Origin of the sequence: Flavobacterium zhairuonense (assembly GCF_004352915.1) — a bacterium.
In the GTDB taxonomy this organism is placed as follows: Bacteria; Bacteroidota; Bacteroidia; order Flavobacteriales; family Flavobacteriaceae; genus Flavobacterium; species Flavobacterium zhairuonense.
On sequence record NZ_SJSY01000067.1, the window covers coordinates 134,850 to 159,120 of the forward strand.

At 33.6% G+C, this 24,271-nt stretch carries 22 protein-coding genes; 11 read left to right on the forward strand and 11 right to left on the reverse strand.

Features of this window, described 5'->3' with window-relative positions:
* Positions 1-14: 14 nt before the first annotated feature.
* From rny to EYY60_RS05500, 3 genes are all read right to left on the reverse strand, one after another.
* Positions 15-1,574 carry a ribonuclease Y gene (rny, locus tag EYY60_RS05490; RefSeq protein ID WP_132988384.1) on the reverse strand — a complete coding sequence of 520 codons (1,560 nt, stop codon included), beginning with the start codon at positions 1,572-1,574 and terminating at the stop codon, positions 15-17.
* A gap of 209 nt (positions 1,575-1,783) precedes the next feature.
* On the reverse strand, positions 1,784-2,077 hold the full coding sequence (locus tag EYY60_RS05495; protein WP_132988385.1) for a cell division protein ZapA: 294 nt from the start codon (positions 2,075-2,077) through the stop codon (positions 1,784-1,786).
* 7 nt (positions 2,078-2,084) lie between these two features.
* Complete coding sequence (locus EYY60_RS05500) at positions 2,085-2,375, reverse strand: hypothetical protein (RefSeq protein WP_132988386.1); 291 nt, start codon at positions 2,373-2,375, stop codon at positions 2,085-2,087.
* Positions 2,376-2,554: 179 nt separating this feature from the next.
* On the opposite strand from EYY60_RS05500, the gene EYY60_RS05505 reads away from it, so the two are divergent.
* Genes EYY60_RS05505 through EYY60_RS05520 form a run of 4 tightly spaced genes read left to right on the forward strand, consistent with a single transcriptional unit; the run spans position 2,555 to position 8,127 of the window.
* Positions 2,555-4,237, forward strand: coding sequence for a M23 family metallopeptidase (locus EYY60_RS05505; protein ID WP_132988387.1), 1,683 nt, complete (start codon positions 2,555-2,557; stop codon positions 4,235-4,237).
* An 11-nt stretch (positions 4,238-4,248) separates the two neighbouring features.
* On the forward strand, positions 4,249-6,711 hold the full coding sequence (locus tag EYY60_RS05510; protein WP_132988388.1) for a carboxypeptidase-like regulatory domain-containing protein: 2,463 nt from the start codon (positions 4,249-4,251) through the stop codon (positions 6,709-6,711).
* A complete protein-coding gene (locus tag EYY60_RS05515; RefSeq protein WP_132988389.1) occupies positions 6,708-7,373 on the forward strand; it encodes a hypothetical protein in 666 nt (221 codons plus the stop codon). Before EYY60_RS05510 ends, EYY60_RS05515 begins: the two co-directional genes overlap by 4 nt.
* Before the next feature lie 31 nt (positions 7,374-7,404).
* Positions 7,405-8,127, forward strand: coding sequence for a hypothetical protein (locus EYY60_RS05520; protein ID WP_132988390.1), 723 nt, complete (start codon positions 7,405-7,407; stop codon positions 8,125-8,127).
* A 140-nt stretch (positions 8,128-8,267) separates the two neighbouring features.
* Here EYY60_RS05520 and EYY60_RS05525 read toward each other — a convergent pair whose 3' ends face one another.
* From EYY60_RS05525 to EYY60_RS05545, 5 genes are all read right to left on the reverse strand, one after another.
* Complete coding sequence (locus EYY60_RS05525) at positions 8,268-8,969, reverse strand: DUF2971 domain-containing protein (protein ID WP_132988391.1); 702 nt, start codon at positions 8,967-8,969, stop codon at positions 8,268-8,270.
* 118 nt (positions 8,970-9,087) lie between these two features.
* Complete coding sequence (locus EYY60_RS05530) at positions 9,088-10,917, reverse strand: ABC transporter ATP-binding protein (protein WP_132988392.1); 1,830 nt, start codon at positions 10,915-10,917, stop codon at positions 9,088-9,090.
* Positions 10,918-11,150: 233 nt separating this feature from the next.
* Positions 11,151-12,878 (reverse strand): phospho-sugar mutase, encoded by a 1,728-nt coding sequence (locus tag EYY60_RS05535; protein WP_132988393.1) that lies wholly within the window; start codon positions 12,876-12,878, stop codon positions 11,151-11,153.
* 44 nt (positions 12,879-12,922) lie between these two features.
* Entirely contained in the window at positions 12,923-13,879 is a 957-nt protein-coding gene (locus EYY60_RS05540) for a glycosyltransferase family 2 protein (protein ID WP_132988394.1), read from the reverse strand.
* An 8-nt stretch (positions 13,880-13,887) separates the two neighbouring features.
* Positions 13,888-14,418, reverse strand: a complete 531-nt coding sequence (locus EYY60_RS05545) for a DUF4199 domain-containing protein (protein ID WP_132988395.1) — start codon at positions 14,416-14,418, stop codon at positions 13,888-13,890.
* A 249-nt stretch (positions 14,419-14,667) separates the two neighbouring features.
* Between EYY60_RS05545 and EYY60_RS05550 the strand changes: the two genes are divergently transcribed.
* Both EYY60_RS05550 and EYY60_RS05555 read left to right on the forward strand, forming a co-directional pair.
* Positions 14,668-14,922 carry a type B 50S ribosomal protein L31 gene (locus tag EYY60_RS05550; protein WP_008464817.1) on the forward strand — a complete coding sequence of 85 codons (255 nt, stop codon included), beginning with the start codon at positions 14,668-14,670 and terminating at the stop codon, positions 14,920-14,922.
* Between the two features lie 249 nt (positions 14,923-15,171).
* The gene (locus EYY60_RS05555; protein ID WP_132988396.1) at positions 15,172-16,347 is read left to right on the forward strand and encodes a GlmU family protein; all 1,176 of its coding nucleotides are present in this window, start codon (positions 15,172-15,174) and stop codon (positions 16,345-16,347) included.
* Between the two features lie 271 nt (positions 16,348-16,618).
* Here the strand turns inward: EYY60_RS05555 and EYY60_RS05560 are convergent, their stop codons facing one another.
* On the reverse strand, positions 16,619-17,062 hold the full coding sequence (locus EYY60_RS05560; protein WP_132988397.1) for a PepSY-like domain-containing protein: 444 nt from the start codon (positions 17,060-17,062) through the stop codon (positions 16,619-16,621).
* Between the two features lie 245 nt (positions 17,063-17,307).
* On the opposite strand from EYY60_RS05560, the gene EYY60_RS05565 reads away from it, so the two are divergent.
* The 3 genes from EYY60_RS05565 (at position 17,308) to EYY60_RS05575 (ending at position 21,792) form a co-directional block, all read left to right on the forward strand.
* Positions 17,308-18,942: an ABC-F family ATP-binding cassette domain-containing protein gene (locus EYY60_RS05565; RefSeq protein ID WP_132988398.1), complete on the forward strand. Its 1,635-nt coding sequence runs from the start codon at positions 17,308-17,310 to the stop codon at positions 18,940-18,942.
* A 232-nt stretch (positions 18,943-19,174) separates the two neighbouring features.
* Positions 19,175-20,341, forward strand: a complete 1,167-nt coding sequence (locus EYY60_RS05570) for a porin (protein WP_132988399.1) — start codon at positions 19,175-19,177, stop codon at positions 20,339-20,341.
* Between the two features lie 20 nt (positions 20,342-20,361).
* Complete coding sequence (locus EYY60_RS05575) at positions 20,362-21,792, forward strand: anion permease (protein WP_132988400.1); 1,431 nt, start codon at positions 20,362-20,364, stop codon at positions 21,790-21,792.
* Here EYY60_RS05575 and EYY60_RS05580 read toward each other — a convergent pair.
* Entirely contained in the window at positions 21,789-22,094 is a 306-nt protein-coding gene (locus EYY60_RS05580; RefSeq protein WP_132988401.1) for a GNAT family protein, read from the reverse strand. The two genes, EYY60_RS05575 and EYY60_RS05580, sit on opposite strands and share 4 nt — an antisense overlap.
* A 284-nt stretch (positions 22,095-22,378) precedes the next feature.
* Between EYY60_RS05580 and EYY60_RS05585 the strand changes: the two genes are divergently transcribed.
* Positions 22,379-23,038: an alpha/beta hydrolase family protein gene (locus EYY60_RS05585; RefSeq protein ID WP_132988402.1), complete on the forward strand. Its 660-nt coding sequence runs from the start codon at positions 22,379-22,381 to the stop codon at positions 23,036-23,038.
* A gap of 374 nt (positions 23,039-23,412) precedes the next feature.
* On the opposite strand, the gene EYY60_RS05590 is transcribed toward EYY60_RS05585, so the two are convergent.
* Positions 23,413-23,928 (reverse strand): DUF2892 domain-containing protein, encoded by a 516-nt coding sequence (locus tag EYY60_RS05590; RefSeq protein WP_132988403.1) that lies wholly within the window; start codon positions 23,926-23,928, stop codon positions 23,413-23,415.
* 169 nt (positions 23,929-24,097) lie between these two features.
* Between EYY60_RS05590 and rpmH the strand changes: the two genes are divergently transcribed.
* The gene (gene rpmH, locus EYY60_RS05595; protein WP_008464848.1) at positions 24,098-24,259 is read left to right on the forward strand and encodes a 50S ribosomal protein L34; all 162 of its coding nucleotides are present in this window, start codon (positions 24,098-24,100) and stop codon (positions 24,257-24,259) included.
* Positions 24,260-24,271 lie beyond the last annotated feature (12 nt).

Sequence of the window (24,271 nt, forward strand, 5' to 3'; positions counted from 1 at the left end):
ATTTAAAAAGAGAATTACTTCGCAATGTTCACCGCTCTTGTTTCTCTAATTACAGTTACTTTCACCTGACCTGGATAAGTCATTTCGGTTTGTATTTTCTGTGAAATCTCAAATGATAAGTTTGCAGCATTATCATCAGAAACTTTTTCGCTTTCTACAATTACACGAAGTTCTCTACCAGCTTGAATTGCATAAGCATTTTTCACGCCGCTGAATCCATAAGCAACATCTTCAAGATCTTTCAAACGCTGAATATATGAATCAAGAACTTGACGTCTTGCTCCCGGACGAGCTCCAGAAATCGCATCACAAACCTGAATAATTGGTGATAATAGTGATTTCATTTCAATCTCATCGTGGTGTGCTCCAATTGCGTTGCAAACTTCTTCTTTCTCACCATATTTTTCAGCCCATTGCATACCTAAAAGTGCGTGCGGCAAATCACTTTCTGTATCTGGCACTTTTCCAATATCATGTAGTAAACCAGCTCTTTTTGCTAATTTAACATTTAAGCCTAATTCGGCTGCCATGATACCACAAAGTTTAGAAACTTCTCTAGAGTGTTGTAACAAGTTTTGTCCATAAGAAGAACGGTATTTCATTCTACCCACAACTTTAATTAATTCAGGGTGTAATCCGTGAATTCCTAAATCTATTACAGTACGTTTTCCAACTTCAATAATTTCGTCATCGATTTGTTTTGCTGTTTTTGCAACAACTTCTTCAATTCTTGCTGGGTGAATACGTCCATCAGTTACAAGTTTATGTAATGACAAACGAGCAATTTCTCTTCTAACTGGATCAAAACAAGAAAGGATAATAGCCTCTGGAGTATCATCAACAATAATTTCTACGCCTGTAGCCGATTCTAAAGCTCTGATGTTTCGTCCTTCACGTCCAATAATTCTACCTTTTACATCGTCAGACTCTATGTTGAATACAGAAACACAGTTTTCAACTGCTTCTTCAGTCCCAACTCTTTGAATCGTATTAATGATGATTTTTTTAGCTTCCTGTTGTGCAGTAAGTTTGGCCTCTTCAATAGTGTCTTGAATGTGCGACATTGCTTTACTTTTAGCTTCAGCTTTTAAGCCTTCAACCAATTGCTCTTTTGCTTCTTCTGCAGAAAGTCCTGAGATTACTTCAAGTTGCTGTAATTGACTTTTGTGAAGTTTGTCAACTTCAGCTTGTTTTTTGTCCAAAAGCTCAATTTTGTTGCTGTATTCTTGAGTTTTAGCTTCAAAATCATCATTCACTTTTTTAGCTTTCGAAAGTTCATTCGAAACCTGAGATTCTTTATCGCGTACGCGTTTCTCTACTTCAGCAACTTTTTTATCGCGTGCTAAAATAACTTGTTCGTGTTCCGATTTTAATTCGATAAAACGCTCTTTTGCTTGAAGAATTTTATCTTTTTTAATATTTTCAGCTTCTAAATTAGCATCTTTCAAAATGGAAGCGGCTTCTTTTTTAGCGTTTTTGATTAGATTAGAAATATTGCTTTTCTCGATGATTTTAGCAATTGCAAAACCAGCTGCAATTCCTACAATACCAATAATGATCGTTATGATGCTCATGTTTGTTAGGGTTTATATATAAAAAAAGCCTACATTAATTGCTTGTATAAACTCGTAAAGACAAGTTTTGAGCTAACTCACTGTTCAAGTTTCCCAGCCAAAAGGAGGGCATACTATAGTAGCGACGATTTGCTCATTCTAAATTGTTAGTGTTGAGTTTACCAATTGTGAACTAATGTAGGCAGTATCTTAGTTTCTGTAAAGAACGTTTATTTTTCGAGATATTGATCTAATAGCGAATTTAATTTTTTAATTCTTTCGATGGTTTCTTCTCCATCGATTGCGTTATCAATTTGTTTTTGTTCAACTTGTGATGCAAATTGTAATGCACACATAGCTAATACATCTTGTTTGTCACGAACTGCGTAATTTTCTTCGAATTGCTTAATCATTGTATCAATTTTTTTAGAAGCACTTCTAAGTCCTTCTTCTTGAGCAGGTTCAACCGTTAAAGGGTAAACACGATCTGCAATTGATATTTTGATTCTAAGCTTTCCGTCCATGTTTTTACTAATCTGATAGTTGCGCTATACAGTAATCAATTTCGCGAATTAATGAATTTATTTTAAGCTTTGTCTCTCTCTTGTTATTGTCGCTGCCGAGCAACGAATTGGCTATTTTAAGTGTCTCATATTGCTTTTTCAAAGCTTCAATTTCTTCAGATTGCTTCTGGATAATTTGCACAGCTTTGGCTAGTTCTAATTGTAATTCCTGATTGTTTTTCTCCAAACCTTTTGACTTTTCAAAAAGCTTCTCGACTTTATATTCAAGAGTATCAATTATTTCGGCAATTACACTCATTATAAATCCTATTCATTACTTAATCATACAAAGTTAGTATTCCTTTTTATTAATGCAATTTTTTATCGATTTTTTTGTAGTTAAAATAACCAAATAGATGAAATTCAGTCAATTGTATTTTTGTAGCTAAATACTCGGTTTTGGCTTCATATTTTTTTATCTTAGCAAAAATGTTGTTTATGAAATTTACCTTATTCACCTTATTATTTAGTCATTTTATTTTTGCTCAAAGCCAGTATCCTAAAGATTATTTTCGCGCTCCACTTGATATTCCAATGCAACTTTCTGGAAATTTTGGAGAGCTTAGGCCGAATCATTTTCACGCGGGTTTTGATTTAAAAACAAATCAAAGAGAAGGCTTGAATGTATATGCTGTGGCTGATGGATATATTTCAAGAATCAAGATTTCGACTTTTGGCAATGGAAAATGCATTTATATTACGCATCCAAACGGGTACACTTCTGTCTATGGGCATTTGCAAACTGCAGTTGGCGCTGTTCAGGATTATATTCAAAAAACGCACTATAAAGAAAAAGCTTTTGAAATCGAAATGTTCCCGAAACCGGATGAATTGCCTGTAGCAAAAGGCCAATTGATCGCGCTATCTGGAAATACAGGGTCGTCAGAAGGCCCGCATTTGCATTTTGAAATTCGTGATACAAAGTCAGAATTTGTGATTAATCCAATGTTTTTTGGATTTGACCAAAACATAAAAGATAGCAAAAAGCCAACTTTGTCCAGTTTGTATGTTTATCCGTTGTATAATGCTGTTGTCAATCAGTCAAAACAGCCTGTAATGCTTAATTTGGCTTTGCAAAAAGATGGAACTTACCTTGCAGGTAAGGTCAAGACCAACGGGAAAATTGGTTTCGGAATTAATGCTATCGATACCGATGATGTTTCTTTTAATAAAAATGGCGTTTTTAATGTCTCGACTTTTTTAAACGGAAATCAGAATTATAATTATCAGTTTAATACGTATTCATTTGATGAAATGAGATTTGTCAACGCCTTTATTGATTATCCAAGATATAAAAAGACAAGTCAGCGTATTCAGAAGCTTTTTATGAAAACGCCTTATGCGTTAAGCATTATTAAAACTGATTCTGTTAGAGGAATAATTTCGGCGCAGCCAAATTTAGCTTCGACCTACAGAATTGAAGTTTCAGATTATAACGGCAATATGAATTCGATCACTGTTCCTGTTGAATACGATACAGTAACACCGCTTATTCCAGCAGAGCCAATTACGTCAAAATATTTTGTGAGATATAATAAAGACGCCAATTTTGAAAAAGATAATATGTCTGTGTTTTTTCCAGCAGGGACTTTTTATGAAGATTTCAATTTGAATTTTGATGTGAAAAACAACAAAATATATATTCATGATGATGTTGTTCCAGTGCATTCAAATTTTACGATTACAATTAAAGATGATTCTTATGACGAAGCTTTGAGAGATAAGCTTTTTATAGGAAGAAGCGGAAGTTATAATGCAACTTCCCGAAAAGGAGATGTTTTCACAGCCAAATCAAAAACTTTAGGTCAATTTGGGTTGGTTTTGGACACTATTGCACCTAAAATTTCAATTGCAAAACCAATTCAAGGCAAATGGATTAGCGATGTGAAGAAAATACAACTTACAATAAGTGATGCAGGATCAGGAATTAAATCTTATAATGGTTACTTGAACGGAAATTGGATTTTGTTTGAATATGATAATAAAACTAGAAAAATTACACATACTTTTGAGGATGCATTATTGCTTGAAGGTGAAAATAATCTAAAAATCGAAGTGGCTGATAATGTTGGAAATATCGGTTTCTTTGAAACTAATTTTTTTAGAAGTCAACAAAAATAAAATCTAAACGTTTGAATAAATATAAGCTAATACTTGTTTTCTTTTTTTTATGTATCGGGTCTATTGCATTTGCTCAAAACGCTCATGTGAAAGGTGTTATTTTAGACACAGAAAATCATCCAGTTGCAGATGTTAATATTTCGTATCAAGGAAATGTTGTTCAGTCAGATCAAAATGGAGTTTTTTATATTAAAGTGCCGGCAAATAAAAAAGTGTCTTTGATTTTTACCCACGTTTCTCTAAAAATGATGAGCCTTGTGGTAAGTTTGAAGCCAAACGAAGTTTTTCTTTTTAATCCGGTAATGAGCAGTTCTGCCGAACAAATGGGTGAAGTTTTTGTTTCTTCTAAAAATAAAAAACGGGTTCAAGGTATTGTAACTGTTGAACCTGAAACTATAAAGAAAATTCCTGGAGCAAACGCGGGAATAGAAAATATTTTAAAAACTTTGCCAGGAGTAAACTCAAATAATGAATTGAGTACACAATATGCGGTGCGTGGCGGGAATTATGATGAAAATTTAGTTTATGTAAATGAAGTCGAGGTCTATCGTCCTTTTTTGATTCGCTCTGGCCAGCAAGAAGGGTTGAGTTTTACAAATACCGATTTAGTGCAGAATGTCGATTTTTCGGCTGGAGGATTTCAGGCTAAATTTGGAGATAAATTATCTTCTGTTTTAGATATTACTTACAGAAAACCAACTCAGTTTGGCGCCGCTTTTGAAGCTAGCTTTTTGGGTGCAAGCGCTGCTGTCGATTTGGTCTCTAAAAATAAAAAATGGTCGGCGGTTACTGGAATACGTTATCGAAATAATAGTCTTTTGGTAAACAGTCAAGATACAGAAACAAATTATACTCCGATTTTTGTTGATATTCAAACGAATATTAATTATGATATTTCTGAAAAATGGCAAATGAGCTTTCTAGGAAATATTTCTCAGAATAAATATTCATATCAGCCATTGTCTCGTCAAACAAATTTTGGAACCATTGATCAGCCAATGGCTTTGACGGTATATTATGACGGTCAGGAAAAAGATAAATATGAAACCTATTTTGGGGCTTTAAAAACAACTTACAAAGTTTCTCCAAGTTTAACTTTTAAATTGATTGGTTCTCTTTTTCATACGACAGAACAAGAGCATTTTGATATTTTGGCACAATACCGTTTAGGAAATGTTGATGAGAATGGAAATATTGAAGATGTCGATTTTACACGTGGAATTGGTTCTCAATTAAATCATGCTCGAAATGATCTGGATGCTTTGATTGCTAATGCAGAAATAAAAGGTTTTAAAGAATGGATGAACGACAGTGAATTGGAATTTGGCTTGAAATATACTCGGGAATCTATTCGTGATCGCGTAGTCGAGTGGGAGGTGATCGATTCGGCTGGATTCTCAATTAATCCTCCATTAGTAATTTTGCCAAAAAATAATCAGCCGTATCAGCCTTATACAGGGCCGTTATTGCCTTATCAAGATGTTAGGGCTACAAATTTTAATACCATAAATAGGCTTTCCGGTTATATGCAGTTCAATAAAAAAACGGCTATTGGTTCTAGTCAGGTTTGGTATCATATTGGTGCGCGTTTTCAGAGTTGGAATGTTAAGGGGGCTTTAGAAGAAGGCAAAAACCAGTTCGTCTTAAGTCCGCGTGCTCAATTTTCTATAAAACCGGATTGGGATATGGATATGGTTTTTAGGGTTTCAGGAGGGCTTTATCATCAACCACCATTTTATAGGGAGCTTCGTGATTTAGATGGCGTTGTTCATCCAAATGTAAAAGCGCAGGAATCAGTTCACATTGTTTTAGGAAATGACTACAATTTTAAAATGTGGAATCGTCCTTTTAAATGGGTGACCGAAGTGTATTATAAATCACTTTCAGATGTAAATGTATATTCAATAGACAATGTCAGAATTCGATATATTGCCAATAATAATGCAAAAGCCTACGCTCAAGGTCTTGATTTTAGGTTAAATGGCGAATTTGTTCCAGGGACAGAATCTTGGGTGAGTTTTGGATATTTGAAGACCGAAGAAAATTATGAAAACAAAGGATATATTGCCAGGCCAACAGATCAACGTTTGAAATTTGCGATGTTGTTTCAGGATTATATGCCAAATATTCCGAGTGTGAAATTGTATTTGAATTTAGTGTACAATACAGGTTTACCTGGCGGAGCGCCGGCTTATTCTGATCCGTATTTGTATCAAAACAGATTGAATGATTACAGAAGGGCAGATGTTGGTTTTGCGAAAGTTTTTGTAGATAGCAGTACAAAAGTTGCTAAAGCAAAATGGCTGAAAGATTTTAAAGAATTATCAGTTGGATTGGAGATTTTTAATCTTTTCAATAATCAAAATGCAATTACCAATACTTGGGTTCGTGATGTGTATTCTAAAAATGAATATGCGATTCCAAATTATATGACTTCGAGAGTTTTTAATGTTAAGATTAATGCAAGGTTATGATCGAGAAACGTGAAAAAAGAAAAAAGATTTTTTACGTTCCAGGAATGATTTCTTTGGTTTTTATTCCTTTATTCTGTCTTTATCATTTTTATAAAGTTGATGCTTTTAAGGTTTATAATAGTATAGAATTATCAATGCCTTATGAAAACAATTTTGAAAAATATAAATTTTCGACTCTAAGAAAATATAAAGAATTTAGTTTTGCCCGAAATCACTCTGAAAAGAAAAAACTGAATGAAATGAGGCTTTATCTTAGAAAACTGAGAGTTGAAAAAGATACTGTAAATGGCATTAAAATACATTTTGGACTAAAATCAAATTATCAAACATTTATAAGTACTCTTGATATTTTAGCAGAAGAAGAGGCGCCTACTTGGGTAATTAATAAAAATGATATTTATGTTTTAGGAAGCAGTAATGTGTATAAAAAAGTGAAAGATGCAATTGAGCATCATACAATGAATTGTGGTACAGGTGAGGTGATGAGAAGACAGGCTTATTGGGCAGAAAAACAGGCCAAAGAAGAAGAAATGCATAGTTTTCAAACTTCTTTTTTAAAACAAAAATGGAAATCGCTTTCTCTAGGTTATTTAGGACTTGTATTCTTAAATATCTTCATTTTAGTAAAATTCAATAAAACCAAATTTTACAATCAAAAATAGTATATTTGATATTCTAATATAATTGCCACAAATGAAAAACTATATAAAATATATCGGCTTATTAATTATCGGAACTGCAATGAGTTGTAAGGATGAAGTGCAGAAGCCGAAAGTGATTTATGATGCTTCAAACAAAGCTAGTGTTGTGGCCAAAACCGACTCGACTCAAATTGAGATTGCTGATTTGCCGATTCAAATGGAAGGAACAAATTATTTGATTCATCCTGTTGGTGATTTGAGAGTATATGAAAAAGGCTCAAAAGCGCGTTATGGTTCGTCTAGCGTAAATGATGTGAGCTTCACAATTTCGAATTTGGGAGAATATGAAATTACAGGGTATTTGCAGAATTTAAAATTCCAGAAAGTAGATTCAGATTCTATTAGGCCTTTGTCAGATAAACCAGTTTTGATTTTAACGGCTACTTATTTGAAGACTGTTGCAGATAAAACACAGAATAAAGTAATGGTTTATACGCTAACAGATTCAGATACTAACAAAGATGGCAAAATTGATACGGGAGATATCAAAACTTTATATTTGAGTAATATCAGTGGTGAAAATTTCACGAAGGTTTCGCCAGATCTTCAGGAATTAGTAGATTGGAGTTTAATCGAATCTAAAAACCGTTTGTATTTCAGAACAATTGAAGATACTAACCAAAACGGCCAATTTGATAAAAATGATGTTTTGCATTACAACTATATAGATTTAGCTTCAAAAAACTGGGAGGTTAAAAGTTATAAACCTATCTAAGGTGCTAAGGTTCTGAGATGCTAAGATTCTAAGGTTTTTTGTAAAACGATTCCAGAGGAATCGGCAGAGCCAAAGGCTCGGCCAATTTTGAAGGGCTGGACTTTAGTCCAGTTTAACCGTATAGTTTCGGCAAAGAAAAATCAGATCAGAATGTCGCTCTCCAAATCAGATTTCTCAATTTCGAAACCAAAATCCAATCGTTCAACCAATTCGATAACCAGTTTTTTATACCAGTTTTCAGATTTTGGATGAATGTAAATTTTCTCAATCAATTGATTGATGTCAACATTGATTTTTAATCCATCATTCAGTTTTAAAGAACTTTTAGAAGTGTCGGTAATAATACGGACTTCACGTTCGTATTGAAAGCTTTTTCGTTTAAATAAAAAAGGAAAGAATAAATCATCAAACGGAATATATTCTTTTTTGTAGTCGATGTAATTTACCTCGCCAATATATTGGTCAAAATTATTTTCTGGTTTTAGCGCCTTTTGTAATCTTCCAATAGTAGATTGAATAGCAAGACCTTCACTGTTTTGTGTGAAAATCTGCCACATGGCAAATGATTCGTACTCGTTAATGTGCCAACTGCTTATTGCAACTTTCTCCCTGTGCGTTTTGTAATAATTTAAAAAGTCAGGATTGTCGACGGCCAGTTTTTTGATCTCTTCGTAAGTAGGTTCGCTAAAAGTGCCTTCGTATTGATCTTCAAACTTGTCTGAACGCGACATAAATAATTTTTTCGAAAGCAATAAATCAAGAAATTTAGATAAGTCGAGATACTTCCAAACGATAGTATCAGGATCTTCGGGCAATTTTATATTCGGATTATTGATGTACATTTTTAAAGAATTATCAATAGCTACCTAAAGTTATAAAAATAAAAACAGATTAAAGAAAATTAAATGGTGTTTTAATATTTCCTTAATCTGTAAAAATGATTTATTTCTTTTATGAATCTTATGATTCGAAAGACTGCATCGTAACTAGTTTGTTATAAGTTCCGTTATGGGCAATTAATTCTTCGTGAGTTCCCTGCTCAACGATTCTTCCTTTTTGCATTACTACAATTAAATCTGCTTTTTGAATGGTTGAAAGACGGTGTGCAATTACAATTGAAGTTCTGTTCTGCATCATGTTTTCAAGCGCAACTTGAACAAATTTTTCGCTTTCGGTATCCAATGCCGATGTGGCTTCATCTAGAATCATGATCGGAGGATTTTTAAGAACTGCTCTTGCGATTGATAAACGTTGTTTTTGTCCGCCTGAAAGTTTGTTTCCGCTGTCTCCAATGTTAGTGTAGATTCCTTGAGGAAGATCTTTTACAAATTCATAAGCATTTGCAATTTTTAGAGCCTCGATAATTTCATCATCAGTGGCATCAAGTTTTCCTAATGAAATATTAGCTTTAATTGTATCGTTGAATAAAATACTGTCTTGAGTTACTAATCCCATTAAACTGCGAAGTGATTGCAGGTTCATGTCTTTTATGTTGATGTCATCAATTGAAATCGTCCCGTCGTTTACATCGTAAAAACGAGTCAATAAGTTTGCGATTGTACTTTTTCCGCTTCCAGATTGACCAACAAGTGCAACCGTCTGACCTTTTTTGATTTGAAGAGAAAAGTCTTTTAAAACTGTTTCGTCCTCATATTTAAAGTTAACATGCTCTATATTTATATCGCTGTCAAAAGTGGTTTTTTCAATTGCTTTTTCTTTAGAAACAATCGTGTTTTCTTGTTCTAAGATTTCGAGAACACGTTCAGCAGCGGCGTTTCCTCTTTTTACTCCGTATGAAGCTTTAGAAATTGCTTTTGCAGGAGTAAGAATGTTATATGCTAAAGTCATGTAGCCAATAAAAGCTGCAGGGGCTAAAGTTTTGTCAATCAGTACCATTTGTCCTCCATACCATAATAAAATAGTGATAACTAAAATTCCCATGAATTCACTCGCAGGAGAAGCAAGATTTTGACGGTTTCCAATACTGTTAGATAATTTGAAAAAACGTTCTGTTGAATTTCGAAAAACAGTATTGAAGTAATTTTCAGAGTTGTATCCTTTTACGACTTTCAGTCCACCAATAGTTTCTTCAATTGTAGATAAAAAAGTGCCTTGTTCCTGTTGTGCTTTTGAAGATTGTTTTTTAAGTTGTTTTCCAATCAAAGAGATTACATAACCAGAAATCGGAATGAAAATAAAAACAAAAAGAGTAAGTTTGGCACTAATTGTAACCATCGTGATTATGGTAAAAACAATGGTTAGTGGTTCTTTTACAATTAGCTCCAAAATGGCTAGAAATGAAGTTTGAACCTCATTTACGTCACCCGAGATTCTGGAAATAACATCGCCTTTTCTTTTTTCGGAGAAAAAAGCCAAAGGTAATTCGAGTGTTTTTTTATACATAGCATTTCGCATGTCTCTCAAAATTCCGTTTCGCAGAAAGTTGATAAAATACATGGCTAAGTAATCAAATAAGTTTTTTAGTAAAAAGATTGATATTACTGTTAAAACCATGATGGATAAAGTATATCCCGGACCATTTGCATCTGTGGTTTTCGTAACAAAATAACTTAAAGAATCTTCGGCATAGTCTTTAAGCTCGCTTATTCCTGTATAAACTGGCTTAATAGTATTTCTTTTGGTTTGGTCAAATAAAACCTGAATCATCGGGATTAAAGACACAAATGAAAGTGTGCTGAAAAGGGCATACAGAACATTGAAAAAAATGTTTAAGTAGGCATATTTTTTATACGGATGTATAAATGGAACTATTTTTTTGAAATTACTCATTTATGTTTTTTGATGTTATTTTCTTTTTGGTTGATGGCTTTACTATTATTTAATTATTTGGTAAAGCAATTTTCACTGCACAAAATTAATCCAATTGAGGTGTTTTCAATTTCTTTTTGCTTTTTTTTATAAAAAAAACTCTGACTTGCATTTCAAAAATGTAAATCAGAGTTTATTATAATATGTTTTTTCAATTGTGCACAAGCATGCGTAATTGGAAAAAGATTCAAATTTTATTTCAATTGCATATCAGCAATAATATTCTGTATTTTTCCGTCTAAGAATTTTTCTGCTTCGTCAAATTCTGAAACTGATTCGATTTCGGCATTTACGCTGATATAGAATTTGATTTTTGGCTCAGTTCCACTAGGTCTTGCACAAATTTTAGATCCGTCTTCCGTATAATAAATCAATACATTAGACTTCGGAATATCCATTGTAGATTCTTCGCCAGTCAACAAATTTAAAGCAATTGACGAATCATAATCTTCAATCATAATCACTCTTTGTCCGTTGATTTCTTTCAAAGGATTCTGACGCAAATTGATCATCATTTGGTTGATTTCTTCTAAACCTTCCATTCCTTTTTTAGTCAATGAAACTAGGTATTCTTTATAAAAACCATTTTCAACATAAAGTTGTAGAAGCTCTTTGTAAACAGAACTTCCTGCAGCTTTTGCCTGCGCAGCAACTTCGCAGATTAATAAAGTTGCAGCAACGGCATCTTTATCTCTAACAGCGTCACCAACCATGAAACCAAAGCTTTCTTCGCCACCTCCAATAAATTGCAGTTCTGGAAAATCTTTGATCATTTTTGCAATCCATTTGAATCCAGTCAAACCTACTTTGCATTCAACACCATAACTTGTTGCCAATTCCATGATCATTGGAGTCGAAACGATTGTTGAACCTACAAATTGTTTTCCGTTGATTTTACCAGCTTTCTTCCATTGCTTCAATAAGAAAGAAGTCATTAAAACCATTGTCTGGTTTCCGTTAAGCAAAATTAATTTGTTGTCATTATCTCTAACTGCAACGCCTAAACGATCGCAATCAGGATCGGTACCAACAACAATGTCGGAGTTGGTTTTTTCTGCTAGAGCAACAGCCATTGCTAAAGCTTCAGGTTCTTCGGGATTTGGAGATTTTACAGTTGGGAAATCTCCGTCTGGAATAGCTTGTTCAGGAACGATGTGCACATTTTTGTAGCCTGCCTGCGATAAAGTATCAGGAATAGATTTTATAGAAGTTCCGTGCAATGAAGTGAAAACAATATGTAAGTTATCTTTGGCTTCAGCGGGAGTATTGAAACTTGCATTTTCAATAGATGATTTCACAAAAGCCTTGTCGATATCAGTGTCAATATATTTAATTAAGCTTTCGTTTGCGTCAAATTTGATTTTGTCGTAGCTTAAATTTTCAATTACATTAATGATAGCTTTGTCTTGCGGAGGAACAATTTGTCCGCCATCTTGCCAATATACTTTGTATCCATTGTATTCTGGCGGATTGTGAGAAGCCGTTAAAACGATTCCGCATTGGCATCCTAAATATTTAAGTGCAAAAGACAATTCTGGAGTTGGTCTTAAGTCTGAAAACAAATAAACCTGAATTCCGTTTGCAGAAAAAACATCAGCAACTACTTTTGCCAAAGTATTACTATTGTGGCGACAGTCGTAAGCAATAACCACTTTTAAAGGTTCATTTGGGAAAACCTCATGTAAATAATTAGATAATCCTTGAGTGTTTTTTCCAAGCGTATATTTGTTGATTCTATTGTTTCCAATACCCATAACACCACGCATTCCACCTGTTCCAAATTCAAGGTTTTTATAAAAACTTTCCTCTAGTTCTTTTGGAGAAGTTGTCATTAATTCTTTAACTGCAGCTTGTGTTTCTTTGTCAAATGTTGGTGTCAGCCATTCATTTACAGCGCTTAATATATTAGGTGCTATATTCATGTCAATTTTATATTTAAATTATAATATACAGAGTTGGTTATGCATTAAAAGTTAACTTCGCGAGCTACTTTGTATCTTGCTTCGTTGCTTTTGGTTCTTAAAATGATTTCGCCTAAAAATCCAGCAAGAAATAGCTGAGTCCCTAAAATCATTGTAGTCAAAGCAATATAAAACCACGGATTGTTTGTAACAAGCGTATATTTCATTCCTTCGTACATATGATATAATTTAGAAATACCAATATAGCCTGCTGATAAAAATCCGATAATGAACATCAAAGATCCAATTGCGCCAAATAAGTGCATTGGCCTTTTTCCGAATCGTGATAAAAACCAGATTGTAATTAAATCTAAGAATCCGTTTATAAAACGTTCCATTCCAAATTTAGTTTCGCCATATTTTCTGGCTTGATGGATGACCACTTTTTCGCCAATTTTGTTGAAACCTGCGTTTTTTGCCAAAACCGGAATGTATCGGTGCATTTCGCCAGATACTTCGATGTTTTTTACTACTGTGTTTTTGTATGCTTTTAATCCGCAGTTAAAATCATTCAGTTCAACGCCGGAAGTTTTTCTAGCGGCCCAATTGAATAGTTTTGAAGGCAGATTTTTTGCTACAACCGAGTCGTAGCGTTTCTTTTTCCATCCAGAAACCAAATCGTATTTCTGAGCGGTAATCATTTCGTATAAACCTGGAATTTCATCAGGACTGTCTTGTAAATCGGCATCCATTGTGATAATTACATCACCTTTTGCTTTTGCAAAACCAGCGTGCAAGGCCTGAGATTTTCCAAAGTTTTTCATAAAACGAATTCCTTTTACATTCGGGTTTTCGTTTGAAAAACTTTCAATAATATTCCAAGAATCATCTGTACTACCATCATCTACAAAAATGATTTCATAAGAGTAATTGTTAGATTGCATCACTTTAATGATCCATGCGTAGAGTTCTTGAAGTGATTCCTCTTCGTTTAGAAGCGGTATAAGTATAGATAAATTCATTTATATTTTTATTCTTGAGTAGTTTTGCTTTTGAAAAATGCAGCCAAAATTAACCCTAAAATAGAATAAAGGGCAAGGCTGAAAGCTAATCCTTTAAGTTGTTCTAGAGTTGAAAACGGGCTGGTTTCTCTCATTTTGTCCAATGCTTCGTTTATGGCAGAAGCAGGTGTTCCAAACTTTTGCAATGTTTCGGCCATATATTTTATAAGATATTCTCCTATGGTTTCTTTTGCGCCCGGATCAATAACATTAAATAATAAAATACTGAAAAATGTTGAAATTAATAGAGCAATAAGTGTGGTAATAAAATAGGTTGTAAATGCATCTTTAAAAGAGAACAAGCCATTGATTTCTTTTTTTGTCTTTGTCAGTAATAAGATTCCAATTACCAAATAAATGACAAAACTCAATGCGCCAATCCATCCAGAAACAAATAATTTGAGATCTATTGAATAGAGGCTAGCTGTAATTAATGCTAGGATAACTCCTAAGACAATTCCGTAAGTAATACCATTCTTTTTTATAACTTCATTAATCATATTTCTATATGTTTTAAAATTAATCCACAAATATAGTAATTCCCACTATAATCGTAGATAAAAAAAGCTTTTCGAAATAAACTAAAAAAAAGTGCGCTAAGTATTTGTTTATTAAAAAAGAATTGTAAATTTGCACACTCAAAAATAATTAAATTTTTAAACAAAAAAGAGTGTTGTTTGTTTATACCTTTTTCTAATCGCGAAAAAGCTTCAAAATGAAAATGCTCTAAACAATAAATAAAAGAAAAGATGAAAAAAGGAATTCACCCAGAAAATTACAGATTAGTTGCATTTAAAGACATGTCAAATGACGAAGTTTTTATCACTAAATCTACTGCAGATACAAAAGAAACAATTGAAGTTGACGGAGTTGAGTATCCAGTTGTAAAAATGGAGATTTCTAGAACATCTCACCCTTTTTATACTGGTAAATCTAAACTTATCGATACTGCAGGACGTATTGATAAATTCAAAACTAAATACGCTAAACACGCTAAAAAATAATAGCTGTTTTAAATTATACAAAAGCCTTCCAGATTTGGAAGGCTTTTTTTATGCAATTTTTTTTTATCACTTGACTAAAGTGTTGATTAGGGAATTACAAACTTTGTTTTGAAAATAATGGTTCGATTTAAAATAAAGGATTTTTGAATTTATTACCAATTACTAAAATAAGTTTAGTGAAAATAAATATTTGTAACTTTGACCTCGATAACCAAATCAAGATTTTAACAAGTACCAAATTTTTTATTTATGAATTACATTCTTTTTGACGGTCCCGTTCGGAATGCTTTATTACCTTTTACTTTTACGAGGCCTGTGGCCGATATCCTAATCGGAATTATGACAATTCGCCAAAAATGGGAAATGCGTCTTGGCTCAACAATAACAACAATTACCGAAGAATATTTGTCTGAAAAATTTCCGATGGTGGAAATGGAGGAAAACGTAATGATCAATGCCGCTTATTTGCCAAATGATAAGCTTGCTGAGATGGTTTCTGATTTAACTGCAAATCAGGCAATTTTTAAAGGTGATGATGTAATTGCTTTTTTTGCATCTGAAAATCAAGAAGAAGTTGATTTTGACTCTTATGAAATTATTCAGTATAACGACGATTGTTTAACTGTCGAGCATACTTGGGATATTTTTTCTAAAAATGATGCCGCAATCCGAGCTGATTTTGCCTTTTTGACTGAAGACAGAAAATCACAACCAATTCCGAAAAGCGTAAATGTTATTTCGCCTGAGAATATTTTTATTGAAGAAGGAGCGAAATTAGAGTTTGTAACTTTAAATGCTTCAAACGGTCCTATATATATAGGTAAGAATACCGAAATTATGGAAGGAACCGTAATTCGTGGGCCATTTGCTTTGTGTGAAAACGCGATGGTAAAAATGTCTGCTAAGGTCTATGGAGCAACAACTGTTGGACCTGGATCTAGAATAGGTGGTGAGGTTAAAAATTCGGTTCTTTTTGCTAATTCGAATAAAGGCCACGAAGGATTTTTAGGTGATTCTGTTTTAGGCGAATGGTGTAATATTGGTGCCGATTCAAATAATTCAAACCTAAAAAATAATTATGAAGAGGTGAAATTATGGAGTTATGAAACGGAAGGTTTTGCTAAAACCGGGCTTCAGTTTTGTGGTTTGATGATGGGAGATCACAGTAAATGCGGAATTAACACAATGTTTAATACAGGAACTGTGGTTGGCGTAAGCGCGAATATTTTCGGATCTGGTTTTCCGAGAAATTTTGTTCCGAGTTTTTCTTGGGGCGGTGCTGCGGGATTTACGACTTATGTAACAAAAAAAGCTTTTGAAACAGCAAGGTTAGTAATGAGTAGAAGAAATATTGAATTTGATGCTACAGAAGCTGCAATTATGGAGCACATTTTTGAAGAAACAAAAAAATGGAGAAAAGATTAAATTAGATAATTAGTCAATTTGAAAATGAGATAATTTTTTACAAACCCGACAGGTTTTAAAAACCTGTCGGGTTTTGTATTGTTGCATGTTTGCATGTTAAACTGGACTGAAGTCCAGCTCTACAACATGGTTCGAGCCTTTGGCTCTTTTTAAAGTTCTGGAGGAACGACTTATATTGTAGGGCTGGACTTCAGTCCAGTTTAAGAATAGAATATGAAAATTTTGTTTTTGGATTATCTAATTATCAAATTGGCACATTTTCAAATTTAACTTATTTGTCAATTTTAATGAATTCTTCCTTTAAGTTGAATTTTAGTTCTAAGCCATTGGTCAGTTTTGTCTCGTAGCCAGAAGTTCCAATTTCTATTTTGGTTGCGTCTTCTTTAGGGAAATTTGATTTTATGTAAGAAGCGATTTTTTTAGGAACAATTGATTTTGGAATTTTATCATTTTTTCCGTCAACTTCTTTCCAATTTCCTTTCTTGTCAAATTCAATTTCGATCCTATTGTCATACTGAACTTTATATTCCGTAGAAAGAATTTCTTTGTCTTCCAATATATAACTCGGCTTTTTAGAGCCAAAGTGGGTCTTTAAAAATGTTTGTGCATTTGCCGGTAGTGCTTCTTTCTTAATTACTGTTTTTTGTGCGATTGCAGAAAAACCAAATAGCAATCCTGCAATTAAGTAAACGGTCAGTTTTAATTTCGTTTTCATATTTTGCTGATTTTTAAATTCTTATACAAGGTAAGACGAAAAATTCAAAATGTGATTAAATATTTGGGATTTAGTTTTTTGCGATTTAGATATTCTTCTAATAACATATTGCCTAATTGGCACATTTTCAAAATTATCTAATTATCAAATTGGCACATTATCTAATTAAATCTATCTTTGCGGCACGAAAAAAAAATGGATAGTCGGTTAAACGATTAACCGATTAAACAAATTAACAAGAACAAATGATTACAGTTAACGATATTTCGGTTCAGTTTGGCGGAACTACACTTTTTAGCGATGTTTCTTTTGCTATAAACGAAAATGATAAAATTGCCCTTATGGGTAAAAATGGTGCGGGGAAATCGACACTTTTAAAAATAATTGCAGGAGTAAGCAAGCCTTCGACTGGAAATATTTCGGCTCCAAAAGAAGCTGTAATTGCATATCTTCCTCAGCATTTGCTTACTGAAGATGGCGCTACAGTAATGGAAGAAGCGTCAAAAGCTTTTAGCGAAATTTTCACAATGAAAGCTGAAATCGACGATATCAATGAGCAATTGACCGTTCGTACCGATTATGAAAGTGACGAATACATGAAATTGATCGAAAGAGTTTCAGACTTAAGCGAGAAATTTTATGCTATTGAAGAAGTAAATTACGAAGCTGAAGTTGAGAAAATATTAGTTGGTTTAGGTTTTGTACGTGAAGATTTCACTCGCCAAACTTCTGAATTTTCTGGTGGATGGAGAATGCGTATTGAACTAGCTAAGATTTTATTGAGGAAACCAGATTTGATTTTGCTGGATGAGCCTACCAACCACATGGATATCGAAAGTATTCAATGGTTAGAAGATTTCTTGTTGACGCAAGCAAAAGCGGTTGTGGTAATTTCGCACGATAGAGCGTTTGTAGATAATATCACAAACAGAACTATCGAAGTTACTATGGGGAGAATTTATGATTATAAAGCAAAATATACACATTACTTAGAATTAAGAAAAGATCGTAGAATCCACCAACAAAAAGCATACGATGAACAACAAAAGATGATTGCTGAAAATCGTGCTTTTATTGAGCGTTTCAGAGGAACATTTTCTAAAACAGATGCTGTTCAATCTCGTGTTAAAATGCTTGAGAAGCTTGAAATAGTAGAGGTTGATGAAGTGGATACATCTGCATTACGATTAAAATTCCCGCCAGCAGCACGTTCTGGTCAATATCCTGTTATTGTAAAAGAAATGTCTAAAGCATATGGCGATCATGTTGTTTTTAAAGATGCAAACATTGTAATCGAACGTGGACAAAAAGTGGCTTTTGTTGGGAAAAATGGAGAAGGAAAATCAACAATGATCAAAGCGATTATGAAAGAAATCGGAGTTGATTCTGGAAGTGTTGAAATTGGTCATAATGCTCAAATTGGATATTTCGCTCAAAATCAAGCAGCTTTGTTGGATGAAAATGCAACAATTTTTGAGACAATCGACAGTATTGCGGTTGGAGACATTAGAACACAAATCAAAAATATCTTAGGCGCTTTCATGTTCCAAGGTGATGACATTACAAAAAAGGTAAAAGTGCTTTCTGGAGGAGAGAAAACACGTTTGGCAATGATAAAATTATTGTTGGAGCCAGTTAATTTGCTGATTCTGGATGAGCCTTCAAATCACTTGGATATGAAGACGAAAGATATTATTAAAGATGCATTGAGAGATTTCGATGGGACTTTGATTTTGGTTTCTCACGACCGTGATTTCCTTGACGGGTTGGCAACTAAAGTATTTGAATTCGGAAACAAAAGAGTAAAAGAACATTTTGAAGATGTTGCTGGTTTCTTGGCACATAAGAAAATGGATTCTATGCGCGAAATCGAAAAATAAAATTCATTTCATATTAAATGCAAAAGCACAAGTTGATTCTTGTGCTTTTTTTATGTCCTAGCTTTAGTAACAATATTTTAATGCAATTTTTTTTACAATGATTGTTTTTTTAGTATTTTAGTAATCCCATTTCGTGTTGATTATTAAGTAATTTGCTTTTCTGTTTTTAAAAGCGTAGTACTGATTTTGAATTTAGTTAAATAATAACCTTGTTTTTATCTATTTGAATTCTATGAATAAAACACTACTAATTCCACTATTTTTTTTCTTTCTAACCACTTCCTTTGGGCTTTATGCTCAAGGAGATGTCAATCAGGGCGAAGAAAATGATAAAAAAGAAAAAACAGAAGGTGAGATAAAATATCCCCAATACCAAATTAAAGGCCTTTTGCAGGCAAGATATCTAAAAAGCTATGGTGAGAATGTCGATGTGATGGGGGTTCATCACTCTACAGGTGACGTTGTCCAGGAATCTTTCGATATTAAAAGAATGCGTGTTGGTTTAAATACCAAATTAAGTGAAGCGACAGAGGTTGTTGTTTTGGTAAATCTTGCTGATTTTAAATCTGATACAAAGGGGAAAGTTCTTGAAAACGCTTACGGAAAATACACTTTTAATAAATATATAGCTTTAACGGGAGGTCAGTTTCGACCAGCATTCGGAATCGAGGAACTTGTTCCTGTCGACATCATTAAGTCGTTTGATTTTTCTAATCAATATTATGAGTTTGGAAAAAATGGCTGGACCAGCTTTCAAATCGGTGCTTCAGCAACAGGATCTGTTGATCTTGGAAAAATCCCTTTAAGCTACGCGCTTTCTGTTTTGAACGGAAATGGCAAAAATGTAGAAATGGATAAAGATAACGGAAAACAATATTCTACAAGAATGGTTTTTGGATTGTCTAAAAAATATAAAATCAATCTAGGTTTAAATGGCGGTTTTGGGCAGGTTTTTAAAGAAGATGTTTTTGCAATAGGAGCTGATTTTACCAGTGATTTTAAACTTACTGATCGATTTAGTTTAGATCTTCAAATTGAGTACAAACAAGGTACAAATCATAATTTGTATTATTCTTTGCCGGTCGCTTCAAGAATTGGAAGTGTCGACGGTTATCAAATGCGAGGTATTTATTTTCTGCCAAATTTGAGATATATTGTCGATTACAAGAAATTAACTGCTTTTGAATTTTCTTGCCGATACGAGACTTTTAATCCGAACTATAAAATTGATCCTAATGTTAGGCAGACTTATACGCCAATGGTGAGTCTTGAGTTTGGAAAAGCATACACGGGCCGAATTGAGTTAGGTTTTCAAATTGATCGATATGATCATGAAATCCCAGATACATCAACATACAATAACGACTTGTTTTTACTACAACTCCAGCTTAGGCTTTAATTAATTTAAATCTTGTTTTTATGAAAGAAGTACAAATCCCCCAGACCCTGATCACACTTGCTGTAGGAATTGCAATTTGGTTGATTCCTGCGCCAAATGGTGTTGTTGTTGAAGCTTGGCATTTGTTTGCCATTTTTGTTGCCACAATTTTAGGAATTATTCTGAAAGCAGCTCCAATGGGAACCATGTGTATGATTGCTATTGCGTTGACAGCTTTTTCACAGGTTCTGGCGCCTGGTGATGCTGGGAAATCAATAACATTGGCCTTGAAAGGATTTGGAGACAAGGTAATTTGGCTTATCGGAATTTCATTTTTTATTGCACGAGGATTTATTAAAACTGGTTTAGGAAACCGAATTGCTTTTTTGTTTATTCGTATTTTTGGAAAAAGCTCACTCGGACTTGCATACGGTTTAGGATTTGCAGATTTGGTTTTGGCTCCAGCCGTACCAAGTAATACTGCTAGGGGAGGAGGAATCGTATATCCAATCATGAAATCAATGTCGATGAGTTTTGGCTCAATGCCAGATCAGCCAGAAACACATCGAAAATTAGGGGCTTACCTTACGTTGAGTAGTTATAATGCGAATTTGATCGCTTCATCAATTTTTTTGACGGGTACAGCAAGTAATCCAATGTGTCAAAAGTTTGCCGCTAATCTAGGAATAAAAATAAGTTGGATTTCTTGGGCTATTGCGGGAATTGTTCCGGGGCTTGTTGCTTTTTTTGTGATTCCGTTTGTGTTGTATAAAATATATCCGCCAGAATTGAAGAAAACTGGAGATGCGCCTCAGATTGCGGCTCAGAAATTAAAAGAAATGGGGCCGATCACCCGAAATGAATGGATGATGTTGCTTACATTCTTTATTTTATTGTTTTTGTGGATGACCGGCGATTTGTTTTCTATAGATGCAACAACAACAGCTTTTATTGGTTTGGTTATTTTACTTTTGACTTCAGTTTTAACTTGGGATGATGTAAAAGCAGAAAAAGGTGCTTGGGATACAATTGTTTGGTTTTCGGTTTTAGTAATGATGGCAAGCTCATTAAATGAACTTGGTTTTATTGCTTGGTTCAGTGGTTTAATCAAAGCTGAAATAGGCGGATTAAGTTGGCAAATGGCTTTTCCTATAATTATATTGGTTTACTTTTTTAGTCATTATCTTTTTGCAAGTGCAACGGCACACGTAGCAGCCATGTATGCGGCCTTGTTAGGAGTAGGGGTTTCTCTTGGAATTCCTGGCTTGCTTTTAGCTTTTATGCTTGGTTTCGTAGGGTCGCTGTACGGAACTTTAACGCATTACGGACATGGACCTGCACCAGTCTTTTTCGGAAGCGGTTATGTCGACCTAAAAAGCTGGTGGGTCAAAGGGCTGATAACCGGATTGGTTATGCTCTTTATCTATATGGTAATTGGAGGTTTGTGGCTCCGATTAATTGGTGATTTTTAAATCCTGATTCCTGGAGGAAGCAATTCTTTGTATTTCGGATTTTTTTTGAAAAAAGTCACAATTTTTGGGTGAATAGGAACAACTCTGAATTTTTTTTCGGTATTGAGTTCCATAATGCTTTTCAGCATATTGTCAATGGCAACTTGATTGTCAAAGCCTTCTGGCGTGTTGATTTTAGTTAGAAAAATTTTCTTTTCCTGAAATGAATATTCGACAGTAAGCATGCCTTCCGGGGCGATGGTTTCAAATTGTCTTGCAAAAGCATTGTCTTTGACTGGGGCAATAATTTCAGCTGATTCCATAATTTATCATTTTTTTAGCAGGTTTAAAATATAAAATAGATTTTGGGCGATTGTCCTGTTTAAAAGCTTGTGTAAGAATCTTAAACGGGACTGATTTGGACTGCAAAGTTAATCATTTGATTTTCAATATAAAATTATTTTTTTTCAGACTTGGTTTTTTGCATATTTTGTAATTTAAATTGTTTTAATATATAATTATGGTGTAAGATTTGCTGTGCATATTGTTAAAAAAAGTAAATTTATCTTGAAATAGAGATTTGTAATTAAAATACAATTTTTGACAAATGAGTAAAATTCCTGTTTATTTTATGCCGGGCTTGGCTGCTAGTCCAGCTATTTTTGAAAGAATTAAATTAGATGAATCTGTTTTTGAAACTCATTTGCTTGAATGGGAAATTCCAAAACAAAAAGAATCTTTGTCTGATTATGCATTTCGTATTTCTCAAAAAATCAAACATGAAAATCCAATTTTAATTGGAGTTTCTTTTGGCGGAATTTTAGTGCAAGAAATTTCGAAACATATAAAAGCTCAAAAAGTAATTATTATTTCAAGCGTTAGGAGCAATCTTGAATTCCCAAGAAGAATGAAAATTGGGAAAACCACAAAGGCTTATAAGCTGATTCCGATGAAGCTGATTTTAAATATTGAAAATCTGGCGAAATATTCTTTCGGAGAAAAAGTAAAGAAAAGAATCAAATTATATGAGAAGTTCTTAGCTGTCCGTGATCTGCATTATTTACAATGGGCTGTAGAATCAGTAATTTTGTGGGATCGAAGCGCAGTTGATGATAATGTGATTCATATTCACGGTGATCAAGATGATGTTTTTCCTATAAAATACATTAATAAGTGTATTGTGGTAAAAGGCGGAACTCATATTATGATTTTGAATAAGTATAAATGGCTGAATGAGAATTTGCCTTCTATTATATTGGAGGATTAAAAGGTCTAAGTTTTAATTTTTTAAAATTCTAAGTTTCAAGTTTTCAATCTTTGTCAAAGTTTTAAACTTTGACAAAGATTTGCGCAAAGTAATCGCAAAGTTTGTCCTCCTGATCGAAATCGAATGATCTCATGCAAAATCCATTCTGTGTGAACGTACTTTGCGTGTCCTTCGGCTTCGCTCAGGAGGACAAAAAATGAGAATAACTATACTACTTTTGAAAACGAGTGCCCTAGCCCTGATAGAAGCGGTATCCTTTTATGGCGGGGTTCGCCATAAAAGATACAAGTGAATAGCAGGGAATAGCTTCAAAAAAAAATCCCAAATACCGGAAAATTGGAATTTGGGATTTTAATATTGGAATTTAAAAATCGTTAGATTTTCTTCATTTGTTCTTTCATCATAGAAATTTGCTCTTTCAGCATTCCTTGTTTGTCTAATTTTTTAGCTTCGTTTAATAAATTAGTCGCTTCAAGTTTTCTTCTACGTGACATTGCAACTCCTGCAAGGTTTAACTTGGCTACAGCCAAATCCATATCCATTGATAATCCAAGCTCGATTGCTTTTTTGAAATGTTTCTCAGCTTGATTGATATTAGTTTGAGATAACATGATTCCGTGAAGGTAATTAAAGTATCCTTGTTGTTTTCTTACTAAAGCTGCTTCAGGATTTTTGATGTATGCAAGCCATTTTTGAGCTCCAGCAAAGTCTTGTTTTCTTAATTTAAGGAAGGCTAAAAGGATGAATTCATTTTTGAAATAAAGAAAAATTGGAATTGCAGTCAGTAAAATCAAGAATATACCATTTCCGATATTACTTTCTGTAAATTGCCAAATGCCCGCCACCACTAGAAGTGCGGCCAAAATAAGTTTAATATTTTTGTGAAACATAATTAATGTAAATTTGTGATTGCAAATATAGTAAAAGGAATTAAAAATATTTTTATAAAAGTGCTTGCCAGTGAAAAAAGTCTTTGTATATTTGCACTCGGTTTTTGAACAACGATATCCAAAACCAAAATAAAGAGTTAATAGATACCATTTTTAAAGATACAAAGCAATGAGCAAAAGAACATTTCAACCATCGAAAAGAAAAAGAAGAAATAAGCACGGATTTATGGACAGAATGGCTTCTGCGAATGGAAGAAAAGTTCTAGCGCGTAGAAGAGCAAAAGGAAGACATAAATTAACTGTTTCTAGCGAGCCTAGACACAAAAAATAATGTTTGTATAAA